21 protein-coding genes and 1 other annotated feature are annotated in these 25,412 nt (G+C 44.9%); of the genes, 19 read left to right on the plus strand and 2 right to left on the minus strand.

What is annotated here, in order from left to right:
• Positions 1–96 precede the first annotated feature (96 nt).
• Positions 97–768, plus strand: a complete 672-nt coding sequence (locus tag AB5150_RS10560) for a YoaK family protein (protein ID WP_055224431.1) — start codon at positions 97–99, stop codon at positions 766–768.
• 146 nt (positions 769–914) lie between these two features.
• On the opposite strand, the gene AB5150_RS10565 is transcribed toward AB5150_RS10560, so the two are convergent.
• Positions 915–2,387, minus strand: coding sequence for a DUF1846 domain-containing protein (locus AB5150_RS10565; protein WP_015534206.1), 1,473 nt, complete (start codon positions 2,385–2,387; stop codon positions 915–917).
• Positions 2,388–2,674: 287 nt separating this feature from the next.
• On the opposite strand from AB5150_RS10565, the gene AB5150_RS10570 reads away from it, so the two are divergent.
• The 6 genes from AB5150_RS10570 to AB5150_RS10595 all read left to right on the plus strand — a co-directional run bounded on the left by AB5150_RS10570 (position 2,675) and on the right by AB5150_RS10595 (position 6,705).
• Positions 2,675–3,151 carry a methylglyoxal synthase gene (locus AB5150_RS10570; RefSeq protein ID WP_055147786.1) on the plus strand — a complete coding sequence of 159 codons (477 nt, stop codon included), beginning with the start codon at positions 2,675–2,677 and terminating at the stop codon, positions 3,149–3,151.
• A 190-nt stretch (positions 3,152–3,341) separates the two neighbouring features.
• Positions 3,342–3,479, plus strand: coding sequence for a hypothetical protein (locus AB5150_RS10575; protein WP_156329420.1), 138 nt, complete (start codon positions 3,342–3,344; stop codon positions 3,477–3,479).
• A 132-nt stretch (positions 3,480–3,611) separates the two neighbouring features.
• Positions 3,612–4,547 carry a DUF4097 family beta strand repeat-containing protein gene (locus AB5150_RS10580; RefSeq protein WP_172674902.1) on the plus strand — a complete coding sequence of 312 codons (936 nt, stop codon included), beginning with the start codon at positions 3,612–3,614 and terminating at the stop codon, positions 4,545–4,547.
• A 26-nt stretch (positions 4,548–4,573) separates the two neighbouring features.
• On the plus strand, positions 4,574–5,104 hold the full coding sequence (locus AB5150_RS10585; protein ID WP_055147780.1) for a GNAT family N-acetyltransferase: 531 nt from the start codon (positions 4,574–4,576) through the stop codon (positions 5,102–5,104).
• A gap of 289 nt (positions 5,105–5,393) precedes the next feature.
• Positions 5,394–5,930, plus strand: a complete 537-nt coding sequence (locus tag AB5150_RS10590; protein ID WP_117550523.1) for a TIGR01440 family protein — start codon at positions 5,394–5,396, stop codon at positions 5,928–5,930.
• A gap of 28 nt (positions 5,931–5,958) precedes the next feature.
• Positions 5,959–6,705 carry an HAD family hydrolase gene (locus AB5150_RS10595; RefSeq protein WP_022216757.1) on the plus strand — a complete coding sequence of 249 codons (747 nt, stop codon included), beginning with the start codon at positions 5,959–5,961 and terminating at the stop codon, positions 6,703–6,705.
• A gap of 78 nt (positions 6,706–6,783) precedes the next feature.
• On the opposite strand, the gene panD is transcribed toward AB5150_RS10595, so the two are convergent.
• Entirely contained in the window at positions 6,784–7,170 is a 387-nt protein-coding gene (panD, locus tag AB5150_RS10600) for an aspartate 1-decarboxylase (RefSeq protein ID WP_015534201.1), read from the minus strand.
• Between the two features lie 163 nt (positions 7,171–7,333).
• Here panD and AB5150_RS10605 point away from each other — a divergent pair, with 163 nt between their 5' ends.
• The 12 genes from AB5150_RS10605 (at position 7,334) to tuf (ending at position 25,403) form a co-directional block, all read left to right on the plus strand.
• Positions 7,334–9,082 carry an alpha/beta hydrolase fold domain-containing protein gene (locus AB5150_RS10605; RefSeq protein WP_055147777.1) on the plus strand — a complete coding sequence of 583 codons (1,749 nt, stop codon included), beginning with the start codon at positions 7,334–7,336 and terminating at the stop codon, positions 9,080–9,082.
• A gap of 55 nt (positions 9,083–9,137) precedes the next feature.
• Positions 9,138–10,103: a glycoside hydrolase family 25 protein gene (locus AB5150_RS10610; RefSeq protein ID WP_055147774.1), complete on the plus strand. Its 966-nt coding sequence runs from the start codon at positions 9,138–9,140 to the stop codon at positions 10,101–10,103.
• An 82-nt stretch (positions 10,104–10,185) separates the two neighbouring features.
• Positions 10,186–10,719: an N-acetylmuramoyl-L-alanine amidase gene (locus tag AB5150_RS10615; protein WP_015534198.1), complete on the plus strand. Its 534-nt coding sequence runs from the start codon at positions 10,186–10,188 to the stop codon at positions 10,717–10,719.
• A gap of 84 nt (positions 10,720–10,803) precedes the next feature.
• Positions 10,804–10,941 (plus strand) — a sequence feature (ribosomal protein L10 leader region).
• A 36-nt stretch (positions 10,942–10,977) separates the two neighbouring features.
• The gene (rplJ, locus tag AB5150_RS10620) at positions 10,978–11,466 is read left to right on the plus strand and encodes a 50S ribosomal protein L10 (protein WP_015534197.1); all 489 of its coding nucleotides are present in this window, start codon (positions 10,978–10,980) and stop codon (positions 11,464–11,466) included.
• Between the two features lie 166 nt (positions 11,467–11,632).
• Positions 11,633–12,001, plus strand: coding sequence for a 50S ribosomal protein L7/L12 (gene rplL / locus AB5150_RS10625; protein ID WP_015534196.1), 369 nt, complete (start codon positions 11,633–11,635; stop codon positions 11,999–12,001).
• 287 nt (positions 12,002–12,288) lie between these two features.
• Positions 12,289–16,191 (plus strand): DNA-directed RNA polymerase subunit beta, encoded by a 3,903-nt coding sequence (locus AB5150_RS10630; RefSeq protein WP_055224423.1) that lies wholly within the window; start codon positions 12,289–12,291, stop codon positions 16,189–16,191.
• 17 nt (positions 16,192–16,208) lie between these two features.
• Positions 16,209–19,931: a DNA-directed RNA polymerase subunit beta' gene (gene rpoC / locus AB5150_RS10635; protein WP_015534192.1), complete on the plus strand. Its 3,723-nt coding sequence runs from the start codon at positions 16,209–16,211 to the stop codon at positions 19,929–19,931.
• Between the two features lie 179 nt (positions 19,932–20,110).
• A complete protein-coding gene (locus AB5150_RS10640; protein WP_368291846.1) occupies positions 20,111–20,653 on the plus strand; it encodes a hypothetical protein in 543 nt (180 codons plus the stop codon).
• Between the two features lie 93 nt (positions 20,654–20,746).
• Positions 20,747–21,166, plus strand: coding sequence for a 30S ribosomal protein S12 (rpsL, locus tag AB5150_RS10645; RefSeq protein WP_004850608.1), 420 nt, complete (start codon positions 20,747–20,749; stop codon positions 21,164–21,166).
• 166 nt (positions 21,167–21,332) lie between these two features.
• Positions 21,333–21,803, plus strand: a complete 471-nt coding sequence (gene rpsG, locus AB5150_RS10650; RefSeq protein ID WP_004850607.1) for a 30S ribosomal protein S7 — start codon at positions 21,333–21,335, stop codon at positions 21,801–21,803.
• A gap of 92 nt (positions 21,804–21,895) precedes the next feature.
• Positions 21,896–24,013, plus strand: coding sequence for an elongation factor G (gene fusA / locus AB5150_RS10655; protein WP_071849530.1), 2,118 nt, complete (start codon positions 21,896–21,898; stop codon positions 24,011–24,013).
• Between the two features lie 202 nt (positions 24,014–24,215).
• A complete protein-coding gene (tuf, locus tag AB5150_RS10660; RefSeq protein WP_055147771.1) occupies positions 24,216–25,403 on the plus strand; it encodes an elongation factor Tu in 1,188 nt (395 codons plus the stop codon).
• Positions 25,404–25,412: the final 9 nt, after the last annotated feature.

The following is a 25,412-nucleotide window of genomic DNA, read 5'->3' on the forward strand; positions in this document are numbered from 1 at the left end:
ATCTTGTTTAATTGGATTGCAGTTTGTATCAGGGAACTACCTACTGCATGAGACAGACTGCAAATATTAAATATAGATAGAAAAGAGACGATGCGTATGCTAAGAAAGAACAGAGAACTCAGACAGACATCCGAAACATTCCTGCTCAGTGCGATACTTGCGCTTTCGGGGGGATTTCAGGATGCATATACATACAATGCCAGAGATGAGGTGTTCTCCAACGCCCAGACAGGAAATGTGGTTCTCATGAGCCAGCATCTTATGATGGGAGATTTTAAGATTGCATTGAGATACCTTTTTCCGTTGATCGCATTTGCACTTGGCGTGCTGGTGGCGGAGAGGATAAGCCATAGATACAAGAATGCATCCCGCATACATTGGAGACAGATAGTTGTGCTGGTGGAGATCGTGATATTGTTTGCGGTTGGATTCATACCGGTGAGGTTCAATCTGCTCGCCACGATGCTTGTGTCATTTGCCTGCTCCATGCAGGTTCAGACTTTCAGAAAGGTAAATGGCTACGGCTATGCCAGCACGATGTGTATAGGAAATCTCCGAAGCGGAACGGAGAGTCTGTCGGTATACCTCAGGGACAAAGAGCCTGGGGCACTCAGAAAGGCCATGCACTATTATGGAATCATCATCATATTCGCACTTGGCGCCGGAGCTGGCGGCGTGTGCACGCTGCATCTGGGGTTCAAGTCGATCTGGATATCCAGTGCACTTCTTATGGTGGCACATCTCATGATGTATAAGGAGAAGAGATAACACACTGTTTTTATCTGAAGAGTAGCTGGATGTTCAAAATATCACAAAATTATCGCTAAATAGCAAAAAAGCGGCAGAAAGATACAATTTTAAATTATTTTGTATCTTTCTGCCGTTTTTCATAAAAATGCGAAAATATTATGCGCTTACATCCTACCCTCATACACCGCTTCGTTCGTGAACTCGATTCCAAGCTTCTTGAATGTGTTCATATCAACCGCCGACAGTATGGCAGATGTGTGAAGCTGGCATCCGGCAAGCTTTGGAAGCTGCTGCAGAGCAAGCTTGGCATTTGGATCTGATACTGCACACATGGACAGGGCGATGAGAACCTCGTCTGTGTGGAGTCTTGGATTCTTGCTGCCAAGGTACTGAGTCTTGAGCTTCTGTATAGGCTCGATAAATGTTCTTGAGATCAGGTGTGTCTTCTTGTCGATGCCGCCAAGTATCTTGATGGCATTCAGGAGGACTGCTGATGAAGGTCCGAGAAGGTCTGAGGTAGAACCTGTGACGATGGTTCCGTCTGGCAACTCAAGTGCAGCGGCAGCAGAACCGGTCTCCTCGGCAAGCTTGTTAGCAACAGGGACAACGGCGCGGTCATCCACGGTGATCTTTGCCTGCTTCATGATGAGTTCTTGCTTGTAGACCTCATCCTTTGTAGCCTCGTCTCTGACAAATCTGTTCACGGACTGATAATATCTTCTGATGATCTCCTGCTTTGAAGCCTCCTGACAAGCCTCGTCGTCAACGATGCAGTTTCCTGCCATGTTGACACCCATGTCTGTAGGTGACTTGTATGGGCAGTGTCCGTAGATTCCCTCGAACATAGCCGCAAGGACAGGGTAGATCTCTATATCACGGTTGTAGTTGACTGTGGTCTCACCGTATGCTTCCAGATGGAACGGATCGATCATATTCACATCGTTGAGGTCGGCAGTTGCAGCCTCGTATGCCAGGTTTACAGGGTGCTTGAGAGGAATATTCCAGATAGGGAATGTCTCAAACTTTGCATAGCCAGCCTTCACACCGCGCTTATTCTCATGGTAGAGCTGGGAGAGGCATGTAGCCATCTTGCCGCTTCCAGGGCCAGGTGCTGTGACGATGACGAGAGGTCTGGTAGTCTCAACATACTCGTTCTTGCCGTATCCCTCATCACTGACGATCTTTTCTACGTTGTTTGGATATCCGTCGATTGAATAGTGGTGGTAAACCTTGATCCCTATTGCTTCAAGCTTCTTCTGGAAAACATCCGCAGAAGACTGTCCAGCGTATCTGGTGATTACCACACTGCTCACATACAGTCCCTTTTCTTTGTATACGCCTATAAGTCTGATGACATCCTGATCGTAAGTGATGCCGAGATCGTGTCTGATCTTGTTGCGCTCTATGTCGGCAGCATTTATAGATATGATCATCTCAGCCTGGTCTGCAAGCTGGAGAAGCATCTGAAGCTTACTGTCCGGAGCGAATCCTGGAAGGACTCTGGATGCGTGATAGTCGTCGAATAACTTTCCACCAAATTCCAGATACAGCTTGTCTCCGAACTGTCCGATCCTCTCTCTGATATGCTCAGACTGCATGGACAGATATTTGTCATTGTCAAAGCCAATTTTTCTCATCTTGTGAATCTCCTTAAACTATAATTGAACAGACATATGGTTTTGTCTGTGTATCTCTTTATGAAATAATGTAATAAGTAAGAATACTTAAATTTATAAAGCGTCCTATAAGAGAATACCACACAGATGGGAGAAAAAACAGAGGAAAGTTCGGCAAAATTGCAAATGTAATAATGCAGTAAATTTTTTCTATATTATAGTGTTTTATATTGAAAATGATGGATGGATTGGGTAGAGTAAGGGTATGGGAGTAATGCTCGCAAATAGCAGGAACAGGAGGTACAGACATGAGTGCAGATTACATCACAATGACCATACCAAAGCAGAAAAGGATAGCTCTTATTGCCCATGATGCGAAGAAGGAAGAGCTCATCAGATGGTGCGAGGACAACAGGAACATACTGAGCCAGCATGAGCTGTGTGGAACGGGAACTACAGCCCGCATGATAACAGACAGGACAAACCTTCAGGTGAAGGGCTACAACAGCGGTCCGCTTGGAGGAGACCAGCAGATCGGTGCCAAGATAGTGGAGGGTAGGATAGATTTCGTGGTATTCTTCTCTGATCCGCTCACGGCAGCACCACACGATCCGGATGTGAAGGCTCTGCTCCGTATCGCTCAGGTGTACGACATACCGATGGCGAACAACAAAGCCACAGCGGACTTCATGATCCAGTCCAAGCTGATGGATGAGCCATACGACCATAAGGTCATCAACTTCCAGAAGAATATCGACAACAGGGCGAACACGCTGGGGAAATAATTGTATAGTGATAATGAAGTCTAAGGATCCACAGGATATCTGGCAAATGTCAGCCGACCTGTGGATTTTTTCTATTTTAGGCAGAGATAGTGGAGGGGCCTGGTTCCATCGGCGGTATAATTTTTCCAGAATGTTGTCAAAAAAATTATGTGAATAAAAGGAGAGGCTTATGAGAAGGATGAAATGATTTATGGCATTTGTACTGTCGGCGGCTATGATGCTGACCTCGGTGAATATGCCGGAAGTGACCGCCTGGGCACAGGATACCGGCAAGGTGACATATTATTCAACATGGAGTGCTGCAAAAAATATTGTGGTTAAGAAATAATGAACCACAAGGCACTGGATATATAGAATTATAGAGTTACAACACGCGGATGTATTGCAGGATTTGCAATACATCCGTTTTGTATATATAATGGGTTGGATGAAAAACATATTTGTATTGAGGTAAATGCATTTGAAAGTTGCAAAATGGATCATGCGTGCCATAGTTGTTCTGGTGGTCGGAGTCATGCTGACTGCGGTGATCATATCCGCTGGGCTTGGAAGACAGGCGCGTATGACGATGAAAGAAGAAAAAAAGGCAAAAGCGAAAAACTCTTACACAGAAAAAGAGATGACCATAACTGAGAAGTTCCGGGACATTAACATACAGGTGGCAGACGACATGGATGTGAAACTGGTGGAATCCGACGATGACAAATGTCACGTCACATATTTCGATTCGCCCGACGTCATACATTCCGTGACGGTGCAGGATGATGCACTGGTCATGACCTGTGCCGACAACAGGACATTTGGCTCAGACATGGGCTTTGGAGACGATCCTTATGTCGTGGTGAGTATACCGGAGGGAGAGTATGGAGATATATCCATGACCTCGAAGACGGGAACTCTGGTGTCCAGTGTGCAGATATCCTGTGGGACATTTGAAGTAACTGAGGTGAATGGCGGAGCGTATCTGTCCAATATAACCGCAGAAAATGTAAATGTCGTCACAGATTCCGGTGAGGTCACCATGGCTTCTGTGGATGCGGACAGTGTGAAGGTGAATGGCAGCAGCGGCGACTTTTCGATAATGAACGTCCACGGCGACAATGTCATAATATCCGCGGGCAAGGGTTTGCTTGAGGGGTATAATATAAAGGCGGCAAAGGTTGGACAGTTCATGACATCTTCAGGAGATATAAATGTAGATGCGTGCGATGGACATATGCTCTGGTTTGCGACGGAGAGTGGTAACGTGGATATATCATTCTTGTCGGAGAAACGTTTCCTTGTGAACAGCAAGAGCGGAGAGGTGGACATACCTGAGCCCCATATGGCAAATGAAAACAAGTGCATTGTCGATACCGCATCGGGCGATGTTCAGATAAAATATGTTGACAGATAGGACGACTGAGCTTAGAAGGTTATAATATGGAATTAAAATTTGTTGATATTGATGATTATAGAAAACAGGTAAAGCACCTGTTCGTGACTGCGTTCCCAAGGGAAGAAAGACCTCCTATGTGGATGCTCACCAGAAGATGCAGACAGGGAAAGGCGAGGTTTCGTGCGGTTGTGGACTCGGGCAGATTTGTCGGACTGACATATGTGATAGGTGATGACAGGGTGAAAACGCTCATGTTCCTTGCGATAGATGAATCGGCAAGAGATGGTGGATACGGCTCTGCAATATTAAAAAAGGTGAGAGCAGAGTATCCGGATCAGAAGCTGTTTCTGAATATCGAGCCCCTTGATGAGAATGCGCCGAATTACGACCAGAGGTGCCGGAGAAAGGCGTTCTACGAGCGCAATGGCCTGTCCTGCCTGGATTACCAGGTCAGAGAAGCCGGTGTTACATATGAGATGATGACCTACGGAGAGTACGTGACACGGGACGAATACGAAGAGGTTATGAGAGTTATGTATGGCTCTCTTCTATATAAGATAATAAAGCGCATGTAAATGCAAATGTACAGGAAAGGAGATCTGTGACATGGCAAAGATGGTGAAGATAATAAAAAAGAAAGATGAATACTCAATGGAATATGAAGTGGGCGATGTGCTCAAGGTGGACAGCACATGGTACGGCGGCGTGACTGTGCTCGGCAAGACCGGTGTGCCGGTGTCCATAGATAAGGATGAATATGAGGAGGTTCAGGATATTTCTGAGCCGGAGAAAGCTGAACCTACGAGCATTGAGGAAGGACTCAGACCTGCGGGACAGGGCGTTTCAACAGAAGCCTTTGACCATTTGAAGGAGATCGAAGATGAGGTCCGTGGCGCTGTGAAGGATCTTCTTGCAGTTGCGGGACTTGAACCCGGCGATGCGCTGGTGGTCGGCTGCTCATCCAGCGAAGTTGCAAATATGAGGATAGGCTCATTCTCCAGTGAGGAGATCGGCAAATGTATAGCGGGAGCAATACTCGATGAACTCAAAGACACAGGTGTCTACATGGCGGCGCAGTGCTGTGAACATCTGAACAGGGCAATAATAGTTGAGAAGGAATATGCAAAGGCGAACAGGATACCGATAGTCAATGTTGTGCCACAGCTCAAGGCGGGCGGTTCATTTGCCACAGCGGCATACGCAGATATGAAGGAGCCAGTGGCTATCGAGGCTATACAGGCACAGGCAGGCATTGATATAGGAGATACTCTCATAGGCATGCATCTTGCGCCGGTGGCCGTTCCGGTCAGATCTGAGCACAGCATGGTTGGAAGTGCACATGTGGTTATGGCGAGAACCCGTGCAAAATACATTGGCGGTGCGAGAGCCTGCTATCGCTAAAAAATAAAGAATTACCCGGAGGTATGACGTGTACGACAATATTATATTTGACTTATATGGAACATTGATAGACATTCACACTGATGAGGAGGACATCGCTGTGTGGAAACATATGTGTGAGTTCTATGCGCAGCACGGAGTGAAATACAATCCGGCAGGACTCAGATCAAGGTACAAGAGACAGATCAGACGCGCAGAACAGGCCATGGCAAAGAAGAGGTTCAAATTCCCTGAGATACAGATACTTGAGGTATTTGAGCAGCTCACGTTGAAAAAAGATCAGACACCGTCCGATTGTGCAGAGCTGACAGTGGCTGCGGCTCAGGAGTTCCGCAAGGCGTCTACAGGATATATAAGACTGTATGACGGCGTGACGGATATGCTCGAACAGCTCAAGCAGGCCGGAAAGAAATTATACATCCTGTCAAATGCACAGAGAGTTTTCACCTTCCCTGAGGTTCAGTCACTTGGCATAGAGGGATATTTTACAGATATATCGCTCTCTTCGGATTTCGGTGCAATGAAGCCGGATGCAGCGTTCTATCAGCAGCTCCTGGACAGAAATCATATCAATCCGAACAGATCCATAATGGTGGGAAATGACGCGGTATGTGATGTGCTGGCGGCGAAGCAGGTCGGACTCCACACCTGTTATGTACACTCCAATATATCCCCGGTGGATGATGCCGACAGAGACATAAAAGCAGACATAATTATGGATGAGGTAAATGTGCCGGAGATGTGCAGACTTATCCTTGAGGATGCCGACAGATAAGACCGGTCATATCCGAATATAAAAAAGAACTATTCGTCTTTAGTTAAAACGAATAGTTCTTTTTATTCTATATATGATCTAGCTGAAAAGCTCTCCGTGCTTCTCGTAATCGGTAATACGTGAGATGGAGTTGTCATCATTTACAAATACGACCTTAGGTGTGTGCTCCTTTGCCTCCTCAGGTGTCATTGATGCGTAGCACATGAGAATGATGTGATCTCCGACCTGGACCTGACGGGCAGCAGCACCGTTGAGGCACATAACTCCTGATCCCGGCTCTCCTGCTATGGTGTATGTCTCGAAACGATTACCATTTTCTATGTCAACAATCTGTACTAATTCATACTCAAGGATTCCGGCGGCCTTTAAAAGCTCAGAATCTACAGTTATACTGCCGACGTAATTGAGCTCAGCCTGAGTTACAACTGCGCGGTGTATCTTACTCTTTAACATCGTAATATTCATAAGATTTGCCTTTCTATGCTGTATGCATCCTGTTTACCGCAATTATAATATCATAAATTGACAATATTGCAACAGTAAATAAAATCATTTCTTGATTATATTATTGACATGTGCAAAAATAACTGAAAGAGAGTTGTAGACCGGACATTTGGAAAGGTGGACAATGGAGAGTCAGAATTACTTAACTATTGCAATAGAAAAGATGGGGCACGTCATGCTTGATGACAGGCATATGAAAGCCTCTGACATATATAAAACAGCGGTTAAGCTTCACAAAAAAGAGGATTATAATCCGCCTTCTTATAATGAAGATAAGTTTAAGGTCAGATCGGTGTTTGAGAAGGGCGGACTGTGCTTTTATGTGATGCCTAAAGACGGCAGGGCGACGGAGTTCTTCATGTATATACACGGCGGAGGATTTGTGTCGAGGATAACACACAATGAATGGAAGTTTGTGTTCGACACGGTGGAGAGAACCGGCTATGGGGCGGTGGTTCCGATATACCCGCTTGCGCCGGAGCATTCGGTGACAGAGGCACTGGATATGCTTACGGGTGCGTATGACAAGCTGTGTGACTCGGAGGATGTCCAGCGTCTGGTGCTTCTCGGACATTCATCCGGAGGCTGTCTGGCGTTATCGCTTGCCATACAGTTGTGGAAGAAGGGCAGGAGAAGACCGGACAAGCTCATACTGTGCTCCCCGGTTCTTGACACGGAATTTGAGGACACGGAGCTTGAACAGAAGATGAGTGACAAGAGCCGTTTTATGTACAGATATTACTACACGCCGGGGATAAAGCATTTCCTCTCTGCTTACTGGGTGAAGGATGCGGCAGGCAGGACGGATATGACAAGTCCCGTGTATTACGACATAACGGATATATGCGATGAGATGGATATATTCACGACAAATGACGACATGCTCAACTGCTATGCCAGAAGGCTGTATGATAACGCGAGCAGGACGAATATGAAGGTGCATTACTATCAGTATTATGCGGTGACACACGATTATCTCGAGCATCCCCTCATACCGGAGTGCAAGACCATCATGAAGAAGATCGCCGGATGCATCAAGGGAGATTCGGATTTTGTACCTGCTGACATAGAGAATGACATCTGGTGCAGGGCGATGATGGCTGAGCGTTATCCAAAGTTATATGAGGACAACGAGGCCATAAAGCTCACGGACAAATTAGGCATCGAGCATAAGAAGAGGAATGCCAGATACACATTTTACGACAGGACAGTCATGATGGAGAGGCTGGTCGCTGTGGACGAGAGAGTTCGAAACTTCATAAATAGATATGCGGACGGAATTATCGTCAATGTCGGATGCGAACTGGATACCATGTTTTCCCGTGTGGATAACGGCCGTATAAAGTGGTACAATGTTGATCTCCCAGAGCGCATAGATATAAGAAGAAAATACATGGAGATCCGGGACAGAGAGGTCAACATAGGAAGTTCAATATTTGATTACGAATGGCTTGATGAAGTGCAGAAGCCTCAGGATGTGGCGATCCTGTTTGTTGTATACGATATGATGAGATATTTTGACAAGGACAAGCTGAAGTTGTTCCTGGATGCGATATGGAAGAAGTATCCGGGGGCTGAGGTTGTATTTGATGCCAAGAATTCGGTTGCAAAACACAGATGGAACAGAAGAGTGTTCATGGGTAAAAACAAAGGAACGATGCTGCGGGTGAGCATAGATAACTGTACAAGTCTTATGTATGACTGGAACATCAAGTACAAGATACTCTGTGATGAACCGATACTCAGAGAAGCGGATCTTGAGAGAATGTTCTCACACAGTGAGGCGAGAAGGTTCAGACATGCCATAAAGAAGAAGTATGACAAGGTCATACATTTGCGGCTTGGCACGGAACATTTCCTTGATAATATGTAATCAGTGTATGCGGACTAAGGCGGACTAAGCTAAGAAGGAAGAGACAGGTAGAGATATGGACACACAACAGATAAAGAAATTTACCAGAAACTGGTGCATACTGGTTGGATCGGTATGTCTTATTGCTGGAATTGTTATAGGAATATTTATAGGAAGATCGGGAGGATTTACCAACTCCAAGGCATCTCCGGGGCTTTCCTATGAATCGGGATATACGCTCGAGGATACGGAGATAACCAGTCTTATATATGACAATTACTGGAACTATATACCGACAGCGTACATCAATGTCGGAGAACTCGGCCCTGATGCGCTGCTGTACAAGATCAGCGACAAGGTGGAGAGAAACAATCTCGATGTTGAGAAGTTCTACACGGGCGACGATGGATATATGCATTACAGCGATGACAATATAAAGGACACACTGGTGGGTGTGGATCTGTCAACATTCCAGTCAGACATAGACTGGGAGACTCTGGCGAAGAACAAAGACATAGATTTTGTTATGCTCAGAGTGGGTTACAGAGGCTACACGCAGGGCGGACTGATGCTGGATTCAAGCTTTGAGGACAGCAAGGCGGCCGTCATCAAATACAAAATACCGACAGGGCTTTACTTCTTCACCCAGGCGATAACATATGACGAGGGTGTAGAGGAAGCGAATTTTGTCCTCAAACAGATAGGCAAGATGAACGTCAAGTATCCTATAGTTATCGACTCGGAGCTTATCGGCGACAGTGAGGCGAGAGGCGACAACGCATCGAATGATGAGAGAACGGATGGCATAGTCGGCTTCTGTGAGACGATAAAGGCGGCAGGCTACACGCCGATGATATATGCCAGCAGGAATATGTTCGCACAGTGCCTTGACATGGACAGACTTGGGGATTACGAGCTGTGGCTTGCACACTATGCAAATGTTCCTAATTTCCCATACAAATATACAGGATGGCAGTACACCGAGTCCGGAACCGTTGACGGTATATCCGGAGACGTGGATCTGGATCTCTGGTTCAAATGATAAACCTTGAATAAACGTGTTATCACAGCCCCGGTTGTTACATATTATAAATGGAATAAACAACCGGGGCTGGATGTTTTATATGGCAACAAAAATTATGATAGATGCCGGGCACGGCGGATATGACAACGGTGCATCGTATGAGGGCAGGCTTGAGAAAAACGATAACCTGAACCTGGCGCTGGCACTTGGGGATGAACTCACCCGCAGGGGATATGATGTGGTATACACCAGAACGGAGGATGTATACGATTCTCCGGTCCGCAAAGCACAGAAGGGAAATGAGAGCGGAGCAGATTATTTTATATCGCTTCACCGCAACTCTGCACCGGAGGCCAACAAGTACAGCGGAGTGCAGACCCTTGTCTACGATAAAAGCGGAGTGAAATACAATCTTGCACAGGAAATCAACAGCGAGCTTGAAAAGCTGGGCTTTCGAAATATAAATGTTGAGGAGAGGCCGGGGCTGGCGGTGCTGCGCCGGACTGAAATGCCCGCAGTGCTCATAGAAACAGGCTTTATCAACAACGATTACGACAATTACCTGTATGATTACAATTTTGAAGCCATAGCAGACGCAATAGCAAATGCTGTGGATGAGACGATCGGCGCGTGAGCGTGAGCCTGGCAATAAACGGATTTGAGTCAGGTCGGGTAAAAAATAAAAAAATTGTTGACATTGCATTTGCAGTGTGTTACATTAAGCAACGATGAACTGCCGAAGACAGTAGGTGCCTTAGGGCGTAAGATGTTATATCACCTACCGAGGAAAGATATCGTTATTGAATTAACAATCTACTCTCAGGTCTTAGGGCTTTGAGAGTTTTTTTATATCTTGGAATGTGCAGTCATTAGTAAAATAAGGAGGCGCATTATGGCAAAGGTAGAGTTAAAGAAGCCAATAGTAGAAGAGATCAAGGCAAATCTTGAAGGCGCTGCTACTGCAGTAGTTGTAGACTATCGTGGTCTTACAGTTGAGCAGGATACACAGCTCCGTAAGAATTTAAGAGAAGCTGGTGTTGTATACAAGGTATACAAGAACACAATGGTTAACTTCGCTATCGAGGGAACAGAGTTCGAAGGCCTTAAGGGTTGTTTAGAGGGACCGACTGGTCTTGCAATCTGCAAGGATGACGCTACAGCGGCTGCAAGAGTTCTTGCAGACTTCGCAAAGAATGCCCCAGCTCTTGAGCTTAAGGGCGGCGTTGTAGAAGGTACATTCTACGATGCAGAAGGAATCCAGGTTATTGCAAAGATCCCTTCAAGAGACGCGCTTATTTCCAAGTTCCTTGGAAGTATCCAGTCACCTATCGCAAACTTCGCTCGTGTTATCAAGCAGATCGCAGAGCAGAAGGAGGCTTAATATTAAGCCTGATAGAACATCTGATGTATATATCGGCACTGCCGGGATCATATGCTGTCAGATATTCAACTGTCTATATCATGGACAAATGGTATCCGCATGATACGAGAATGATGTGCGGATGCATTACAAAATAACAAATTATATTATATGGAGGAAAAACATAATGACAACTCAGGAAATTATTGAAGTAATCAAAGGTTTATCAGTATTAGAGTTAAACGACTTAGTTAAGGCTTGTGAAGAGGAGTTCGGCGTATCAGCAGCAGCAGGTGTTGTAGTTGCAGCAGCAGGTGCAGACGGTGCAGCAGCAGCCGAGGAGAAGGATTCATTCAACGTAGAGCTTACAGAGGTTGGTCCTAACAAGGTTAAGGTTATCAAGGTTGTTCGTGAGCTTACAGGCTTAGGTCTTAAGGAAGCTAAGGACGCTGTAGATGGTGCTCCAAAGGTAATCAAGGAGGACGCTACTAAGGAAGAGGCTGAGGAAGCTAAGACAAAGCTCGAGGCTGAGGGCGCTAAGGTTACATTAAAGTAATTTGATCCTTATTTTATTATCAGACTTTATTCGGCCTGGCGGAGATGGATCTCATCCCGCCGGGCCGGTTTTTCTATACATCTTTTCTCAATTAATAAAAAAATCTAAAAAATTTCCAAAATATAGTTGACAAATATTGCATTTGCTGTTAGGATAGTAAACTGTCACTATTATGGCTTCGTGTGCATACACATCATAATATGGTGATAAATGGCTTTAAAACACTTATTTAAACTAAGGTTTGTCTTAAAAAGCATAAAAATAAATTCCAAGGGGTGAATGTGTCGATGGAAAAGAACAGAATTAGTCCTGTCAAGTCTGGAAAAGGCTACAGAATGAGCTACGCTAAGCAGAAGGACGTCCTGGAGATGCCTAACTTCATAGAGGTTCAGAAGAATTCATACAATTGGTTCTTAACTGACGGTCTGAAGGAAGCATTCAGGGATATTTCTCCTATCACTGATTACTCTGGACAGTATAGTCTTGAGTTCGTAGATTTTCAGTTCTGTAAAGATGACTTGAAGTACAGTATCGAGGAATGCAAGGAGAGAGATGCAACATATGCGGCGCCTCTCAGAGTCAAGGTCAGACTCAGAGTCGGAGATGCTAAGGAGATGTCAGATCATGAGATATTCATGGGTGATCTTCCTCTTATGACAGAGACAGGAACATTCGTTATCAATGGTGCAGAGCGAGTTATAGTAAGCCAGTTAGTGCGTTCACCTGGTATTTACTATGATATAACACATGATAAGGTTGGTAAGAAGCTGTATGCATGTACAGTAATTCCTAACAGAGGTGCATGGCTGGAGTATGAGACAGATTCCAACGATGTATTCTATGTTCGTGTGGATAGAACCAGAAAGGTACCTGTGACTGTTCTTATCCGTGCACTTGGTCTTGGAACAGATCAGGAGATCATAGATTTATTTGGCGAGGAGCCAAAGATCATGGAGAGTCTTAACAAGGATCCTGCAAAGTCATATGCAGAGGGCGTGGTAGAGCTTTACAAGAAGATCAGACCAGACGAGCCTTCAGTAGTTGAGAATGCAGAGAGCCTTATTAATGCTATGTTCTTTGATGCGAGAAGATACGATCTTGCAAAGGTTGGACGTTACAAGTTCAACAAGAAGCTTGCTCTCAAGGCTCGTATAGCAGGACATGTCCTTGCTGAGGATGCTATCGATCCTAGCACAGGAGAGGTTATCGCTGAAGCTGGAACAACAGTATCAGAGGAGCTTGCAGACACAATTCAGGATGCAGCAGTTCCTTATGTTATGATCCAGACAGAGGAGAGAAACGTTAAGGTTCTTTCTAATATGATGGTCAACATTGCCAACTATGTGGATTTTGATCCTGCTGAGCTTGGCATTGTGGAGAGAGTATATTATCCGGTTCTCGAGGGACTCCTCGAGGAGTATGGTGATGATACAGAGAAGCTCAAGGCTGCCATAGAGAGAGACATGTCAGACCTCGTACCAAAGCATATTACAAAGGAAGACATATTTGCTTCCATAAATTACAACATTCACCTCGAGTATGGCATTGGTAATGACGATGACATCGACCATCTGGGCAACAGACGTATCAGAGCGGTTGGAGAGCTTCTTCAGAACCAGTATAGAATCGGTCTTTCAAGACTTGAGAGAGTTGTAAGAGAGAGAATGACAACACAGGATGCTGAGTCTATCACACCTCAGTCCCTTATCAATATCAAGCCTGTAACGGCTGCTGTTAAGGAGTTCTTCGGAAGTTCACAGTTGTCACAGTTTATGGATCAGAATAACCCTCTGTCAGAGCTGACTCATAAGAGAAGACTTTCAGCCCTTGGCCCTGGTGGACTTTCACGAGACAGAGCCGGATTCGAGGTCCGAGATGTACACTATACACATTACGGTAGAATGTGTCCTATCGAGACCCCTGAGGGTCCTAACATCGGACTTATCAACTCACTGGCTACATATGCGCGTATCAACGAGTATGGTTTCGTTGAGGCTCCATATAGAAAGCTTGATAAGACAGATCCTTCTAACCCTGTTGTTACAGATGAGGTTGTTTACCTTACAGCAGACGAGGAGGACAGATACAGAGTAGTACAGGCTAATGAGCCTATAGATGAGAATGGACACTTTGTCAAGAACAATGTATCAGGAAGATTCAGAGCTGATACAACCGAGTTCCCTAAGTCAAAGGTTGATCTCATGGATGTATCACCTAAGATGGTATTCTCAGTTGCTACATCGATGATCCCATTCCTTCAGAACGATGATGCTAACCGTGCCCTCATGGGATCAAACATGCAGCGTCAGGCGGTTCCTCTTATGATGACAGAGTCAGCAGTGGTTGGAACAGGTATGGAGGCAAAGGCTGCTGTAGATTCAGGTGTCTGCGTCGTTGCCAAGAGAGACGGTGTTGTAGAATATTCAAACAGCACAGAGGTCTGTGTAAGAGCAGATGAGGATGGAACAAAGGATGTATATCACATCATCAAGTTTGCACGAAGCAACCAGGGTAACTGTATGAACCAGAGACCTATCGTGTTCAAGGGTGACCACGTAAAGGCTGGAGAGGTTATCGCAGATGGCCCTTCAACATCTGGCGGAGAGATCGCACTTGGTAAGAACCCACTGATCGGTTTCATGACATGGGAAGGTTACAACTACGAGGATGCGGTTCTTCTCAGCGAGAGACTTGTACAGGATGATGTATACACATCAATTCATATAGAGAAATACGAGTGTGAGGCTCGTGATACCAAGCTTGGTAAGGAGGAGATCACAAGAGATCTTGCAGGTCTGTCAAATGATGTCCTCAAGGATCTTGATGAGAATGGTATCATCAGAATCGGCGCAGAGGTTCGTGCCGGTGATATCCTCGTTGGAAAGGTTACTCCAAAGGGAGAGACTGAGCTGACAGCAGAGGAGAGACTTCTTCGTGCCATCTTCGGTGAGAAGGCAAGAGAGGTAAGAGATACATCACTGAAGGTTCCACACGGAGCATTCGGTATTGTTATAGATGCAAAGGTATTTACACGTGCTGATGGAGACGATCTTCCGGCAGGCGTAGACAAGAAGGTCAGAGTATATATAGCACAGAAGAGAAAGATCCAGGTCGGAGATAAGATGGCTGGTCGTCATGGTAACAAGGGTGTAGTTTCACGAGTGCTCCCTGTTGAGGATATGCCATTCCTTCCAAACGGACGTCCTCTTGATATCGTGCTTAACCCACTGGGCGTTCCTTCACGAATGAACATCGGACAGGTCCTCGAGATCCATCTCGGACTTGCTTCACAGGTTCTTGGATTCAAGGTATCCACTCCTGTATTCAATGGTGCTACAGAGTTTGACATCATGGATACACTGGAGATGGCCAATGACTATGCAAATGGTACATGGGAAGACTTCGAGGCTAAGTACAAGGATACAGTAAAGCCTGAGGTTATGGATTACCTCTACACGAACAGAGACCACAGAGCAGAGTGGAAGGGCGTGCCTATCAACAGAACAGGTAAGGTTCAGCTCCGTGATGGTAGAACAGGTGAGAACTTTGATGCCCCTGTAACTATCGGTTACATGCATTACCTCAAGCTGCACCATCTGGTTGATGATAAGATCCATGCTCGTTCAACCGGTCCGTACTCACTGGTAACACAGCAGCCACTGGGTGGTAAAGCTCAGTTTGGTGGACAGCGTTTCGGAGAGATGGAGGTTTGGGCTCTTGAGGCTTATGGTGCTTCATACACACTGCAGGAGATTCTGACAGTTAAGTCTGATGATGTTGTAGGACGTGTTAAGACATATGAGGCTATTATCAAGGGCGACAATATACCAGCACCTGGTGTGCCTGAGTCATTCAAGGTACTTCTCAAGGAGTTCCAGGCTCTCGGACTTGATGTAAGAGTCGTAAGAGAGGAAGAGGACGAGGAAGGCAACAAGAAGATGGTTGAAGTTGATCTCAGCGAGACCATGGAAGCTTATGATTACAACACAAGTATCAAGAGACTTCTCAGCGACAGATCATCAGACAGAGACGATGATATGGATGAGAGCGATGCACCTGAGGTGTTCAGAGGCGATGACGCAGATGAGCTTCAGGCAAGCGGATTCTCAGAGGTTGATGAGAACGACGATATAAGTGATATGGAAGACCTCGGCGATTCAGATTATATGGATAATAATGAGGAAGAATAAGAAAGGAGCTTTGTAAGATGCCAGAATACAATGTAGACAATGCAGAACAGGAAAAGTCATTGAACTTTGACGCAATAAAAATCGGACTTGCATCTCCTGAAAAGATAAGAGAATGGTCACATGGTGAGGTAAAGCGCCCTGAGACTATCAACTATAGAACACTTAAGCCTGAGAAGGACGGTCTGTTCTGTGAGAGAATATTTGGGCCACAGAAGGACTGGGAGTGTAATTGTGGTAAGTACAAGAAGATCAGATTCAAGGGAATCGTGTGTGATAAGTGTGGAGTTGAGGTAACAAAGTCCAACGTTCGTAGAGAGCGTATGGGACATATTGAGCTCGCTGCTCCTGTATCACATATATGGTACTTCAAGGGAATCCCTAGCCGTATGGGACTGATCCTTGATATATCACCAAGAGTGCTTGAGAAGGTACTGTACTTCTCATCATATATAGTAACAGATCCAAAGGATACTCCGCTTGCTTACAAGCAGATCCTCAACGAGCAGGAGTTCAGAGAGGCAGAGAAGGAGTATGGTTACGGTTCATTCGTTGCAGAGATGGGCGCAGAGGCTATACAGAAGCTTCTCAAGGCAATAGACCTTGATGCCGAGAGCGCAGAGCTTAAGAAAGAGCTTGAGACATGCAGCGGCCAGAAGCGTACAAGGATCATCAAGAGACTTGAGGTAATGGAGGCATTCAGAACATCAGAGAACAGACCTGAGTGGATGATCATGAATGTAATACCTGTTATCCCACCAGATATCAGACCTATGGTACAGCTTGAAGGTGGAAGATTTGCAACATCAGACCTCAACGATCTGTACAGAAGAATTATCAACAGAAATAATCGTCTCCGCAGACTCCTTGATCTCGGTGCTCCTGAGATCATCGTGAGAAATGAGAAGAGAATGCTTCAGGAGGCAGTTGATGCACTTATAGATAACGGTAGACGTGGACGTGCGGTAACAGGCCCTGGTAACAGAGCACTGAAGTCACTTTCAGAGATGCTGAAAGGTAAGCAGGGACGTTTCCGTCAGAACCTTCTTGGTAAGCGAGTTGACTACTCAGGACGTTCAGTTATCGTAGTTGGACCAGAGCTTAAGATTTACCAGTGCGGTCTCCCTAAGGAGATGGCTATCGAGCTGTTCAAGCCATTTGTTATGAAGGAGCTTACAGCTACAGGTAAGGCAAACAATATCAAGCAGGCAAAGAAGATGGTAGAGAAGCTTGAGCCACAGGTTTGGGACATTCTTGAGGATGTCATCAAGGAGCATCCGGTTATGCTTAACCGTGCCCCTACACTTCACAGACTTGGAATCCAGGCATTTGAGCCAGTGCTTGTAGGCGGTAAGGCTATAAAGCTTCACCCACTCGTATGTACAGCCTTCAATGCCGATTTCGATGGAGACCAGATGGCTGTCCATCTTCCACTTACAGTAGAGGCACAGGCTGAGTGTAGATTCCTTCTGCTTTCACCTAACAACCTGCTGAAGCCATCAGATGGTGCGCCTGTTGCCGTTCCTTCACAGGATATGGTACTTGGTATCTACTATCTGACAATGGAAAAGGAAGGCGAGATCGGAGAGGGAAGATATTTTAAGTCCAAGAATGAGGCAATACTTGCATATGAGAATGGTGGAATTACACTTCACACCAAGATCCATGTAAGAAGAACCGGTGAGTTCGAGGGCGAGGAAGTTACAGGTGTTATCGATACAACACTTGGAAAGCTTCTCTTCAATGAGATCATTCCACAGGATCTCGGATATGTAGACAGAACTGTTCGTGAGAACGCTCTGAAGCTTGAGATAGATTTCCATGTAGGAAAGAAGCAGCTCAAGCCAATCCTTGACAAGTGTATCAATACACACGGTGCAACAAAGACTGCAGAGGTTCTTGATGATGTCAAGGCAATAGGATATAAGTATTCAACAAGAAGTGCTATATCAGTATCTATTTCAGATATGAAGGTGCCTGATGAGAAGAAGGATATCCTTGAGGATGCACAGAAGCTCGTTGACCAAATCACCAAGAAGTTCAGACGTGGTCTTGTATCAGACGAGGAGAGATATCAGGCAGTAGTTAAGATCTGGGAGAAGGCAGATAAGCATCTGCAGGATCTCCTGTTCGCAGGTCTTGATAAATATAACAATATATTCATGATGGCTGATTCTGGAGCCCGTGGTTCTAATCAGCAGATCAAGCAGCTTGCAGGTATGCGAGGACTGATGGCAGATACAACAGGTAAGACCATTGAGCTCCCAATCAAGTCTAACTTCCGAGAGGGACTTGACGTTCTGGAGTATTTCATTTCAGCGCATGGTGCTCGTAAGGGTCTGTCAGATACAGCTCTTCGTACAGCCGATTCAGGATACCTGACAAGACGACTTGTAGATGTATCACAGGATCTTATAATCAGAGAGCCTGATTGTAGTATAGGAAGAGATTCAATTCCGGGTATGGTCATTGAGGCCTTCAGAGAAGGCAAGGAAATGATCGAGGAGTTTCAGGAGAGAATCACAGGACGTTACCTTGCAGAGTCTGTATATGATGCAGAGGGCAACATGCTTGTCAAGATAAATCATATGGTAACTCCTAAGAGAGCTGAGCTCATTGTTAAGAAGGGTGTCGATGCCAACGGCGTTCCATTCACCGTTAAGGATGACGATGGAAACGAAGTTGTAAGATCAGATGCAAAGCTTAAGATCAGAACAGTCCTCACATGTAAGTCACACCTCGGTGTGTGTGCAAAGTGCTACGGTGCGAACATGGCAACAGGAATGCCTGTACAGGTTGGTGAGTCAGTTGGAATTATCGCTGCACAGTCAATCGGTGAGCCTGGTACACAGCTTACAATGAGAACATTCCATACAGGTGGTGTTGCCGGTGGCGATATCACACAGGGTCTTCCAAGAGTTGAGGAGCTTTTCGAGGCCAGAAAGCCAAAGGGACTTGCGATCATTGCAGAGTTTGGCGGAAAGGTACAGCTCCGTGACAACAAGAAGAAGAGAGAGGTTGTCATAACAAACGATGAGACAGGTGAGTCAAAGGCATATCTTATTCCTTATGGTTCACGTATCAGAGTTCTTGATGACCAGGTACTTGAGGCTGGTGATGAGCTTACAGAGGGATCAGTTAATCCACATGATATCCTTAAGATAAAGGGTGTTCGTGCAGTTCAGGATTACATGCTCCGTGAGGTTCAGAAGGTTTACAGACTTCAGGGTGTTGATATCAATGATAAGCACATTGAGATCATCGTAAGACAGATGCTTAAGAAGATCATAATTGATGAGCCGGGAGATTCAGATTATCTTCCAGGAACACAGGCAGATCTGCTTGAGTTTGAAGATACAAATGAGAAGCTTATCGCAGAGGGCAAGGAGCCTGCAACTGGAACACAGATAATGCTTGGTATAACAAAGGCATCACTTGCAACTGATTCATTTATGTCGGCTGCATCATTCCAGGAGACAACAAAGGTTCTTACAGATGCTGCGATCAAGAGTAAGGTTGATCCACTTATCGGACTTAAGGAAAACGTTATCATCGGAAAGCTTATACCTGCTGGTACAGGAATGAAGAGATATCGTTCAGTAAAGCTTGACACTGATATGGAAGAGCTTAACTTCTTTGATGAAGATGAGGATACAGATGATTACGAAGAGTTAGAGAATGTAAATTCAGAGGAGATCGTATTTGAGACCCTCGATACAGCCGGAGATGCTGACGAAGAGTAATCACTCATTTGCTTGGATGTATATAAAAAAGTAGTGGCTGCGAAGCTGCTCGACATGAAGGATATAAGGGGAATCCGGGATATGTCAATTTCTCATAAAGGTATTCAGATATACCTGTGAGAAATAGGATATGCCGGATTTCTTTTTGGAAATATTTAGTAAGAAAGAAATGGAATAATATGGCTGCTGTAAAGAAAATCAATAAAGAAGGTATATTAGAAGCGGCGTATAACCTTGCCAGAAGAGAAGGAATTGCCGCAATAACAGCAAGAAAACTGGCAAAAGAGATTTCCTGTTCAACACAACCAATATATGAGAATTTTGTTGATATGGGAGCCGTTATAGAGATTACAACAGAGCGTATAAATGAGGTTTACGGTTCCCTGAAGACAAGTCTGTGTAAGAAAGAGAATGCGGATTATGTCAGCCAGACCACTATTGTCTGTGAGTTTGCAGACAGTGAGAGGGTATTGTTCAGACAGCTCGTTGCAGACAATGACTCGGGACATGGACTGTTTAAGGATACCAGGACAGAGAAGATGTTAGTTGATACACTTCACTGTGATGAGATTGTTGCAGATCAGATAAATGAGGAAATGCACAAATATATAATGGGACAGGCGTTTCTTGTAAATGAAGGTTATACAGAATTTGATCAAGCCAGACTGGCAATGGAAACAGAGAGAGTCTTTGAGTTCGTTAAGAAAATATTTGTCAAATAAATGCTTGACAGAGAAAATACTCGACTATATAATGATAAAGCATGCGTAAAAACATGCTTTATCATTTTTAATTTATATACAGGAGGTGAAAACATGCCAACATTTAACCAGTTAGTTAGAAAAGGAAGACAGACAGTAGAGAAGAAGTCAACTGCACCAGCTCTTCAGAGAAGTTTCAACTCACTCAAGAAGAAGCCAGTAGAGACAAGCTCACCACAGAAGAGAGGAGTTTGTACAGCAGTTAAGACAGCTACTCCTAAGAAGCCTAACTCAGCTCTTAGAAAGATCGCCAGAGTACGTCTTTCAAACGGAATCGAAGTAACAAGTTATATCCCAGGTGAGGGTCATAACCTTCAGGAGCATAGCGTTGTACTTATCCGTGGTGGAAGAGTAAAGGACTTACCTGGTACAAGATACCATATCATCAGAGGTACTCTTGATACAGCAGGTGTAGCAAAGAGACGTCAGGCTCGTTCAAAGTATGGTGCAAAGCGTCCTAAGGATGCAAAATAAAACATGCTAGAACACAATTCTAATTTGTGCTGGTAAGGTCATGTTTTTATATAGATAATAATTCAGATAGAAACAATTAAGACAGATAACAGCACGAACACATTCCATAATTATAGAGAGAATGTGAGTACCGAAGATTTAATAAATAATTAAGGAGGGAAGAACCGTGCCACGTAAAGGACATATCGCAAAGAGAGACGTATTAGCGGATCCAATTTACAACAATAAGGTCGTTACAAAGCTTATCAACAACATTATGTTAGATGGTAAGAAGGGTGTAGCACAGAAGATCGTCTACGGTGCATTTGATCGTATCGCAGAAGAGACTGGTAAGCCTGCATTAGAGGTATTCGAAGAGGCTATGAACAACATCATGCCACTCCTCGAGGTTAAGGCTAGACGTATCGGTGGTGCAACATATCAGGTACCTATCGATGTAAGACCTGACAGAAGACAGGCTCTCGGACTTCGTTGGTTAACAGCTTTCTCACGTGCAAGAAGTGAGAAGACTATGGAAGAGAGACTTGCGAAGGAGATCATGGATGCAGCTAACAACACAGGTGCATCTGTAAAGAGAAAAGAAGACATGCACAAGATGGCAGAGGCAAACAAGGCATTCGCTCACTACAGATTCTAATTATCTGTGTGAGAATGCATTTGCATGCATGCTTATGTGTATATGGGACACAATAGATGTGTTACGAAAATTAGCAAAAGGAGGACAATCCGTTGGCTGGAAGAGAATATCCATTGGACAGAACAAGAAACATTGGTATTATGGCTCATATCGATGCAGGTAAGACAACTCTTACAGAGCGTATCTTATACTATACTGGTGTTAACTATAAGATTGGTGATACTCATGACGGTACAGCTACCATGGACTGGATGGAGCAGGAGCAGGAGAGAGGTATAACAATTACTTCAGCTGCTACAACATGTCACTGGACACTTGAGGATCATCACAAACCAAAGGCTGGCGCGTTAGAGCACAGAATCAACATCATCGATACTCCGGGACACGTTGACTTCACTGTTGAGGTTGAGCGTTCACTTCGTGTACTTGACGGAGCTGTAGGTGTATTCGATGCTAAGGCTGGTGTAGAGCCTCAGTCAGAGAACGTATGGCGTCAGGCTGACACATACAATGTACCTCGTATGGCATTCATCAACAAGATGGATAAAATGGGTGCAGACTTTTTCTACTCAGTTCAGACAATCATTGATCGTCTGGGCAAGAATGCAATTCCAGTACAGATCCCTATCGGAAAAGAGTCAGACTTCATCGGTCTGATCGATCTGTTCGAGATGGAAGCATACTACTACAAAGATGATAAGGGCGAGGACATCGAGATCACAACTATCCCTGATGACCTTAAGGAGCTTGCAGACAAGTGGCATGAGAACCTTGTCGAGAAGATCTGCGAGTTAGATGACGACTTAATGATGATGTACCTTGAGGGCGAGGAGCCATCAATCGATGAGATGAAGAAGGTTCTTCGTAGAGCAACTATCGCATGTGAGGCAGTTCCTGTATTCCTTGGTTCAGCTTACAAGAACAAGGGTGTTCAGAAGATGCTTGACGGTGTTATCGAGTACATGCCAGCACCAACAGATATCCCTGATATCACAGGTGTTGATCCAGACGGTAACGAGGTTGTTCGTCATTCATCAGATGATGAGCCATTCTCAGCTCTTGCATTCAAGATCATGACAGATCCATTCGTTGGAAAGCTTGCATTCTTCAGAGTTTACTCAGGTACACTGAACTCAGGTTCATATGTACTGAATGCAACAAAGGATAAGAAGGAGCGTGTAGGACGTATCGTACAGATGCATGCCAACGCTCGTAAAGAGATTGATAAGGTTTACTCAGGAGATATCGCAGCTGCTGTAGGTTTCAAGCTTACAACTACAGGTGACACAATCTGTGATGAGCAGCATCCAGTTATCCTTGAGTCAATGGAATTCCCAGAGCCAGTTATCGAGCTTGCTATCGAGCCTAAGACCAAGAATGATCAGGGTAAGATGGGTGAGGCACTCGCAAAGCTTGCTGAGGAGGATCCTACATTCAAGGCTCATACAGACAAAGAGACAGGACAGACAATTATTGCCGGAATGGGTGAGCTTCACCTTGAGGTTATCGTTGATCGTCTTCTCCGTGAGTTCAAGGTTGAGGCAAACGTTGGTGCACCTCAGGTTGCTTACAAGGAGACATTCACAAAGCCAGTTGATATCGACAGCAAGTATGCTAAGCAGTCAGGTGGTCGTGGACAGTACGGTCATTGTAAGGTTAAGTTCGAGCCTATGGATCCTAACGGTGAGGAGACATTCAAGTTCGAGTCAACAGTTGTCGGTGGTGCTATTCCTAAGGAGTACATCCCAGCAGTTGGAGAGGGTATCGAAGAGGCAGCTAAGGCTGGTATCCTTGGCGGCTACCCAGTACTTGGTGTTTATGCTAACGTATACGATGGATCATACCATGAGGTCGATTCATCAGAGATGGCATTCCACATCGCTGGTTCTATGGCATTCAAGGAGGCTATGGCTAAGGCTGACCCAGTTCTTCTTGAGCCTATCATGAAGGTTGAGGTTACAATGCCTGAGGAGTACCTCGGTGATGTAATCGGAAGCTTAAATGCTAAGAGAGGCCAGATCGAGGGTATGGATGATATCGGCGGTGGTAAGATCGTCAGAGCATTCGTTCCACTTGCAGAGATGTTCGGATACTCAACAGAGCTTCGTTCATCAACACAGGGTCGTGGTAACTACTCAATGTTCTTTGAGAAGTACGCTCAGTGTCCAAAGAGCATTCAGGAGAAGGTTATCGCAGAGCATTCTAAGTAAGATATTTGACGAAAGACATTTTCCTGGTCTTTCAGGTCATATAAATAAAAAATTATATATGCTGGCAGGTTAAAGATTACATATCGTTAGCCTGCTGGTATAAAGAGATAAAAAATGGTTGAAAATCTCTAGTATTTTCTATATAATGATTTTTAGCCGAGTAACCCGCGTGGGGTATAATTTTTAAGGAGGATTTTATATCATGGCAAAGGAAAAGTTTAATAGAAGTAAGCCACATTGTAACATCGGTACAATCGGACACGTAGATCACGGTAAGACTACTCTTACAGCTGCTATCACAAAGGTTCTTTCAGAGAGAGTTGCTGGTAACACAGCTACAGATTTCGAGAACATTGATAAGGCTCCAGAGGAGAGAGAAAGAGGTATCACTATCTCTACAGCTCACGTTGAGTACGAGACAGAGAAGAGACATTACGCACACGTTGACTGTCCAGGACATGCTGATTACGTTAAGAACATGATCACTGGTGCAGCTCAGATGGATGGTGCTATCCTTGTTGTTGCTGCTACTGATGGTGTTATGGCTCAGACAAAGGAGCATATCCTTCTTTCACGTCAGGTTGGTGTTCCTTACATCGTTGTATTCCTTAACAAGTGTGATATGGTAGACGATGAGGAGCTTATCGAGCTCGTTGAGATGGAAGTTACAGAGCAGCTTGAGGAGTACGGATTCAATGATTGTCCTATCGTTAAGGGTTCAGCTCTTAAGGCTCTTGAGGATCCAATGGGACCTTGGGGAGACAAGATCATGGAGCTTATGGATACAATTGATTCATATATTCCAGATCCACAGAGAGATACAGATAAGCCATTCATCATGCCTGTAGAGGACGTATTCACAATCACAGGTCGTGGTACAGTTGCTACTGGTAGAGTAGAGGCTGGTGTAATTCACCTCAATGATGAAGTTGAGATCGTTGGTATCAAGCCAGAGATCCAGAAGACAACAGTAACAGGTATCGAGATGTTCAGAAAGCTCCTTGACGAAGGTCAGGCTGGTGATAACATCGGTGCCCTTCTTCGTGGTATCAAGAGAGAGGATATCGTAAGAGGACAGGTTCTTTGTAAGCCAGGTTCAATTACATGTCATACAAAGTTCACAGCACAGGTTTACGTTCTGACAAAGGACGAGGGTGGTCGTCATACACCATTCTTCAACAACTATCGTCCACAGTTCTACTTCAGAACAACAGACGTTACAGGTGTATGTAACCTTCCAGCTGGTACAGAGATGTGCATGCCTGGTGATAACGTAGAGATGACAATCGAGCTCATCCACCCAATCGCTATGAGCCAGGGTCTTACATTCGCTATCCGTGAGGGTGGTAGAACTGTAGGTTCAGGAAGAGTTGCATCTATCATCGAGTAATCTTTGATA

This window comes from Coprococcus sp. RTP21281st1_F1_RTP21281_210402 (genome assembly GCF_040915325.1).
Classification (GTDB): Bacteria; Bacillota; Clostridia; order Lachnospirales; family Lachnospiraceae; genus Coprococcus; species Coprococcus aceti.

Coding starts and splice junctions, on each gene's coding strand:
- AB5150_RS10560 (WP_055224431.1), top strand. CDS start 97: ATGCTAAGAAAGAACAGAGAACTCAGACAGACATCCGAAACATTCCTG.
- AB5150_RS10565 (WP_015534206.1), bottom strand. CDS start 2,387: ATGAGAAAAATTGGCTTTGACAATGACAAATATCTGTCCATGCAGTCT.
- AB5150_RS10570 (WP_055147786.1), top strand. CDS start 2,675: ATGAGTGCAGATTACATCACAATGACCATACCAAAGCAGAAAAGGATA.
- AB5150_RS10575 (WP_156329420.1), top strand. CDS start 3,342: ATGGCATTTGTACTGTCGGCGGCTATGATGCTGACCTCGGTGAATATG.
- AB5150_RS10585 (WP_055147780.1), top strand. CDS start 4,574: ATGGAATTAAAATTTGTTGATATTGATGATTATAGAAAACAGGTAAAG.
- panD (WP_015534201.1), bottom strand. CDS start 7,170: ATGAATATTACGATGTTAAAGAGTAAGATACACCGCGCAGTTGTAACT.
- AB5150_RS10605 (WP_055147777.1), top strand. CDS start 7,334: ATGGAGAGTCAGAATTACTTAACTATTGCAATAGAAAAGATGGGGCAC.
- AB5150_RS10610 (WP_055147774.1), top strand. CDS start 9,138: ATGGACACACAACAGATAAAGAAATTTACCAGAAACTGGTGCATACTG.
- AB5150_RS10615 (WP_015534198.1), top strand. CDS start 10,186: ATGGCAACAAAAATTATGATAGATGCCGGGCACGGCGGATATGACAAC.
- rplJ (WP_015534197.1), top strand. CDS start 10,978: ATGGCAAAGGTAGAGTTAAAGAAGCCAATAGTAGAAGAGATCAAGGCA.
- rplL (WP_015534196.1), top strand. CDS start 11,633: ATGACAACTCAGGAAATTATTGAAGTAATCAAAGGTTTATCAGTATTA.
- AB5150_RS10630 (WP_055224423.1), top strand. CDS start 12,289: ATGGAAAAGAACAGAATTAGTCCTGTCAAGTCTGGAAAAGGCTACAGA.
- rpoC (WP_015534192.1), top strand. CDS start 16,209: ATGCCAGAATACAATGTAGACAATGCAGAACAGGAAAAGTCATTGAAC.
- AB5150_RS10640 (WP_368291846.1), top strand. CDS start 20,111: ATGGCTGCTGTAAAGAAAATCAATAAAGAAGGTATATTAGAAGCGGCG.
- rpsL (WP_004850608.1), top strand. CDS start 20,747: ATGCCAACATTTAACCAGTTAGTTAGAAAAGGAAGACAGACAGTAGAG.
- tuf (WP_055147771.1), top strand. CDS start 24,216: ATGGCAAAGGAAAAGTTTAATAGAAGTAAGCCACATTGTAACATCGGT.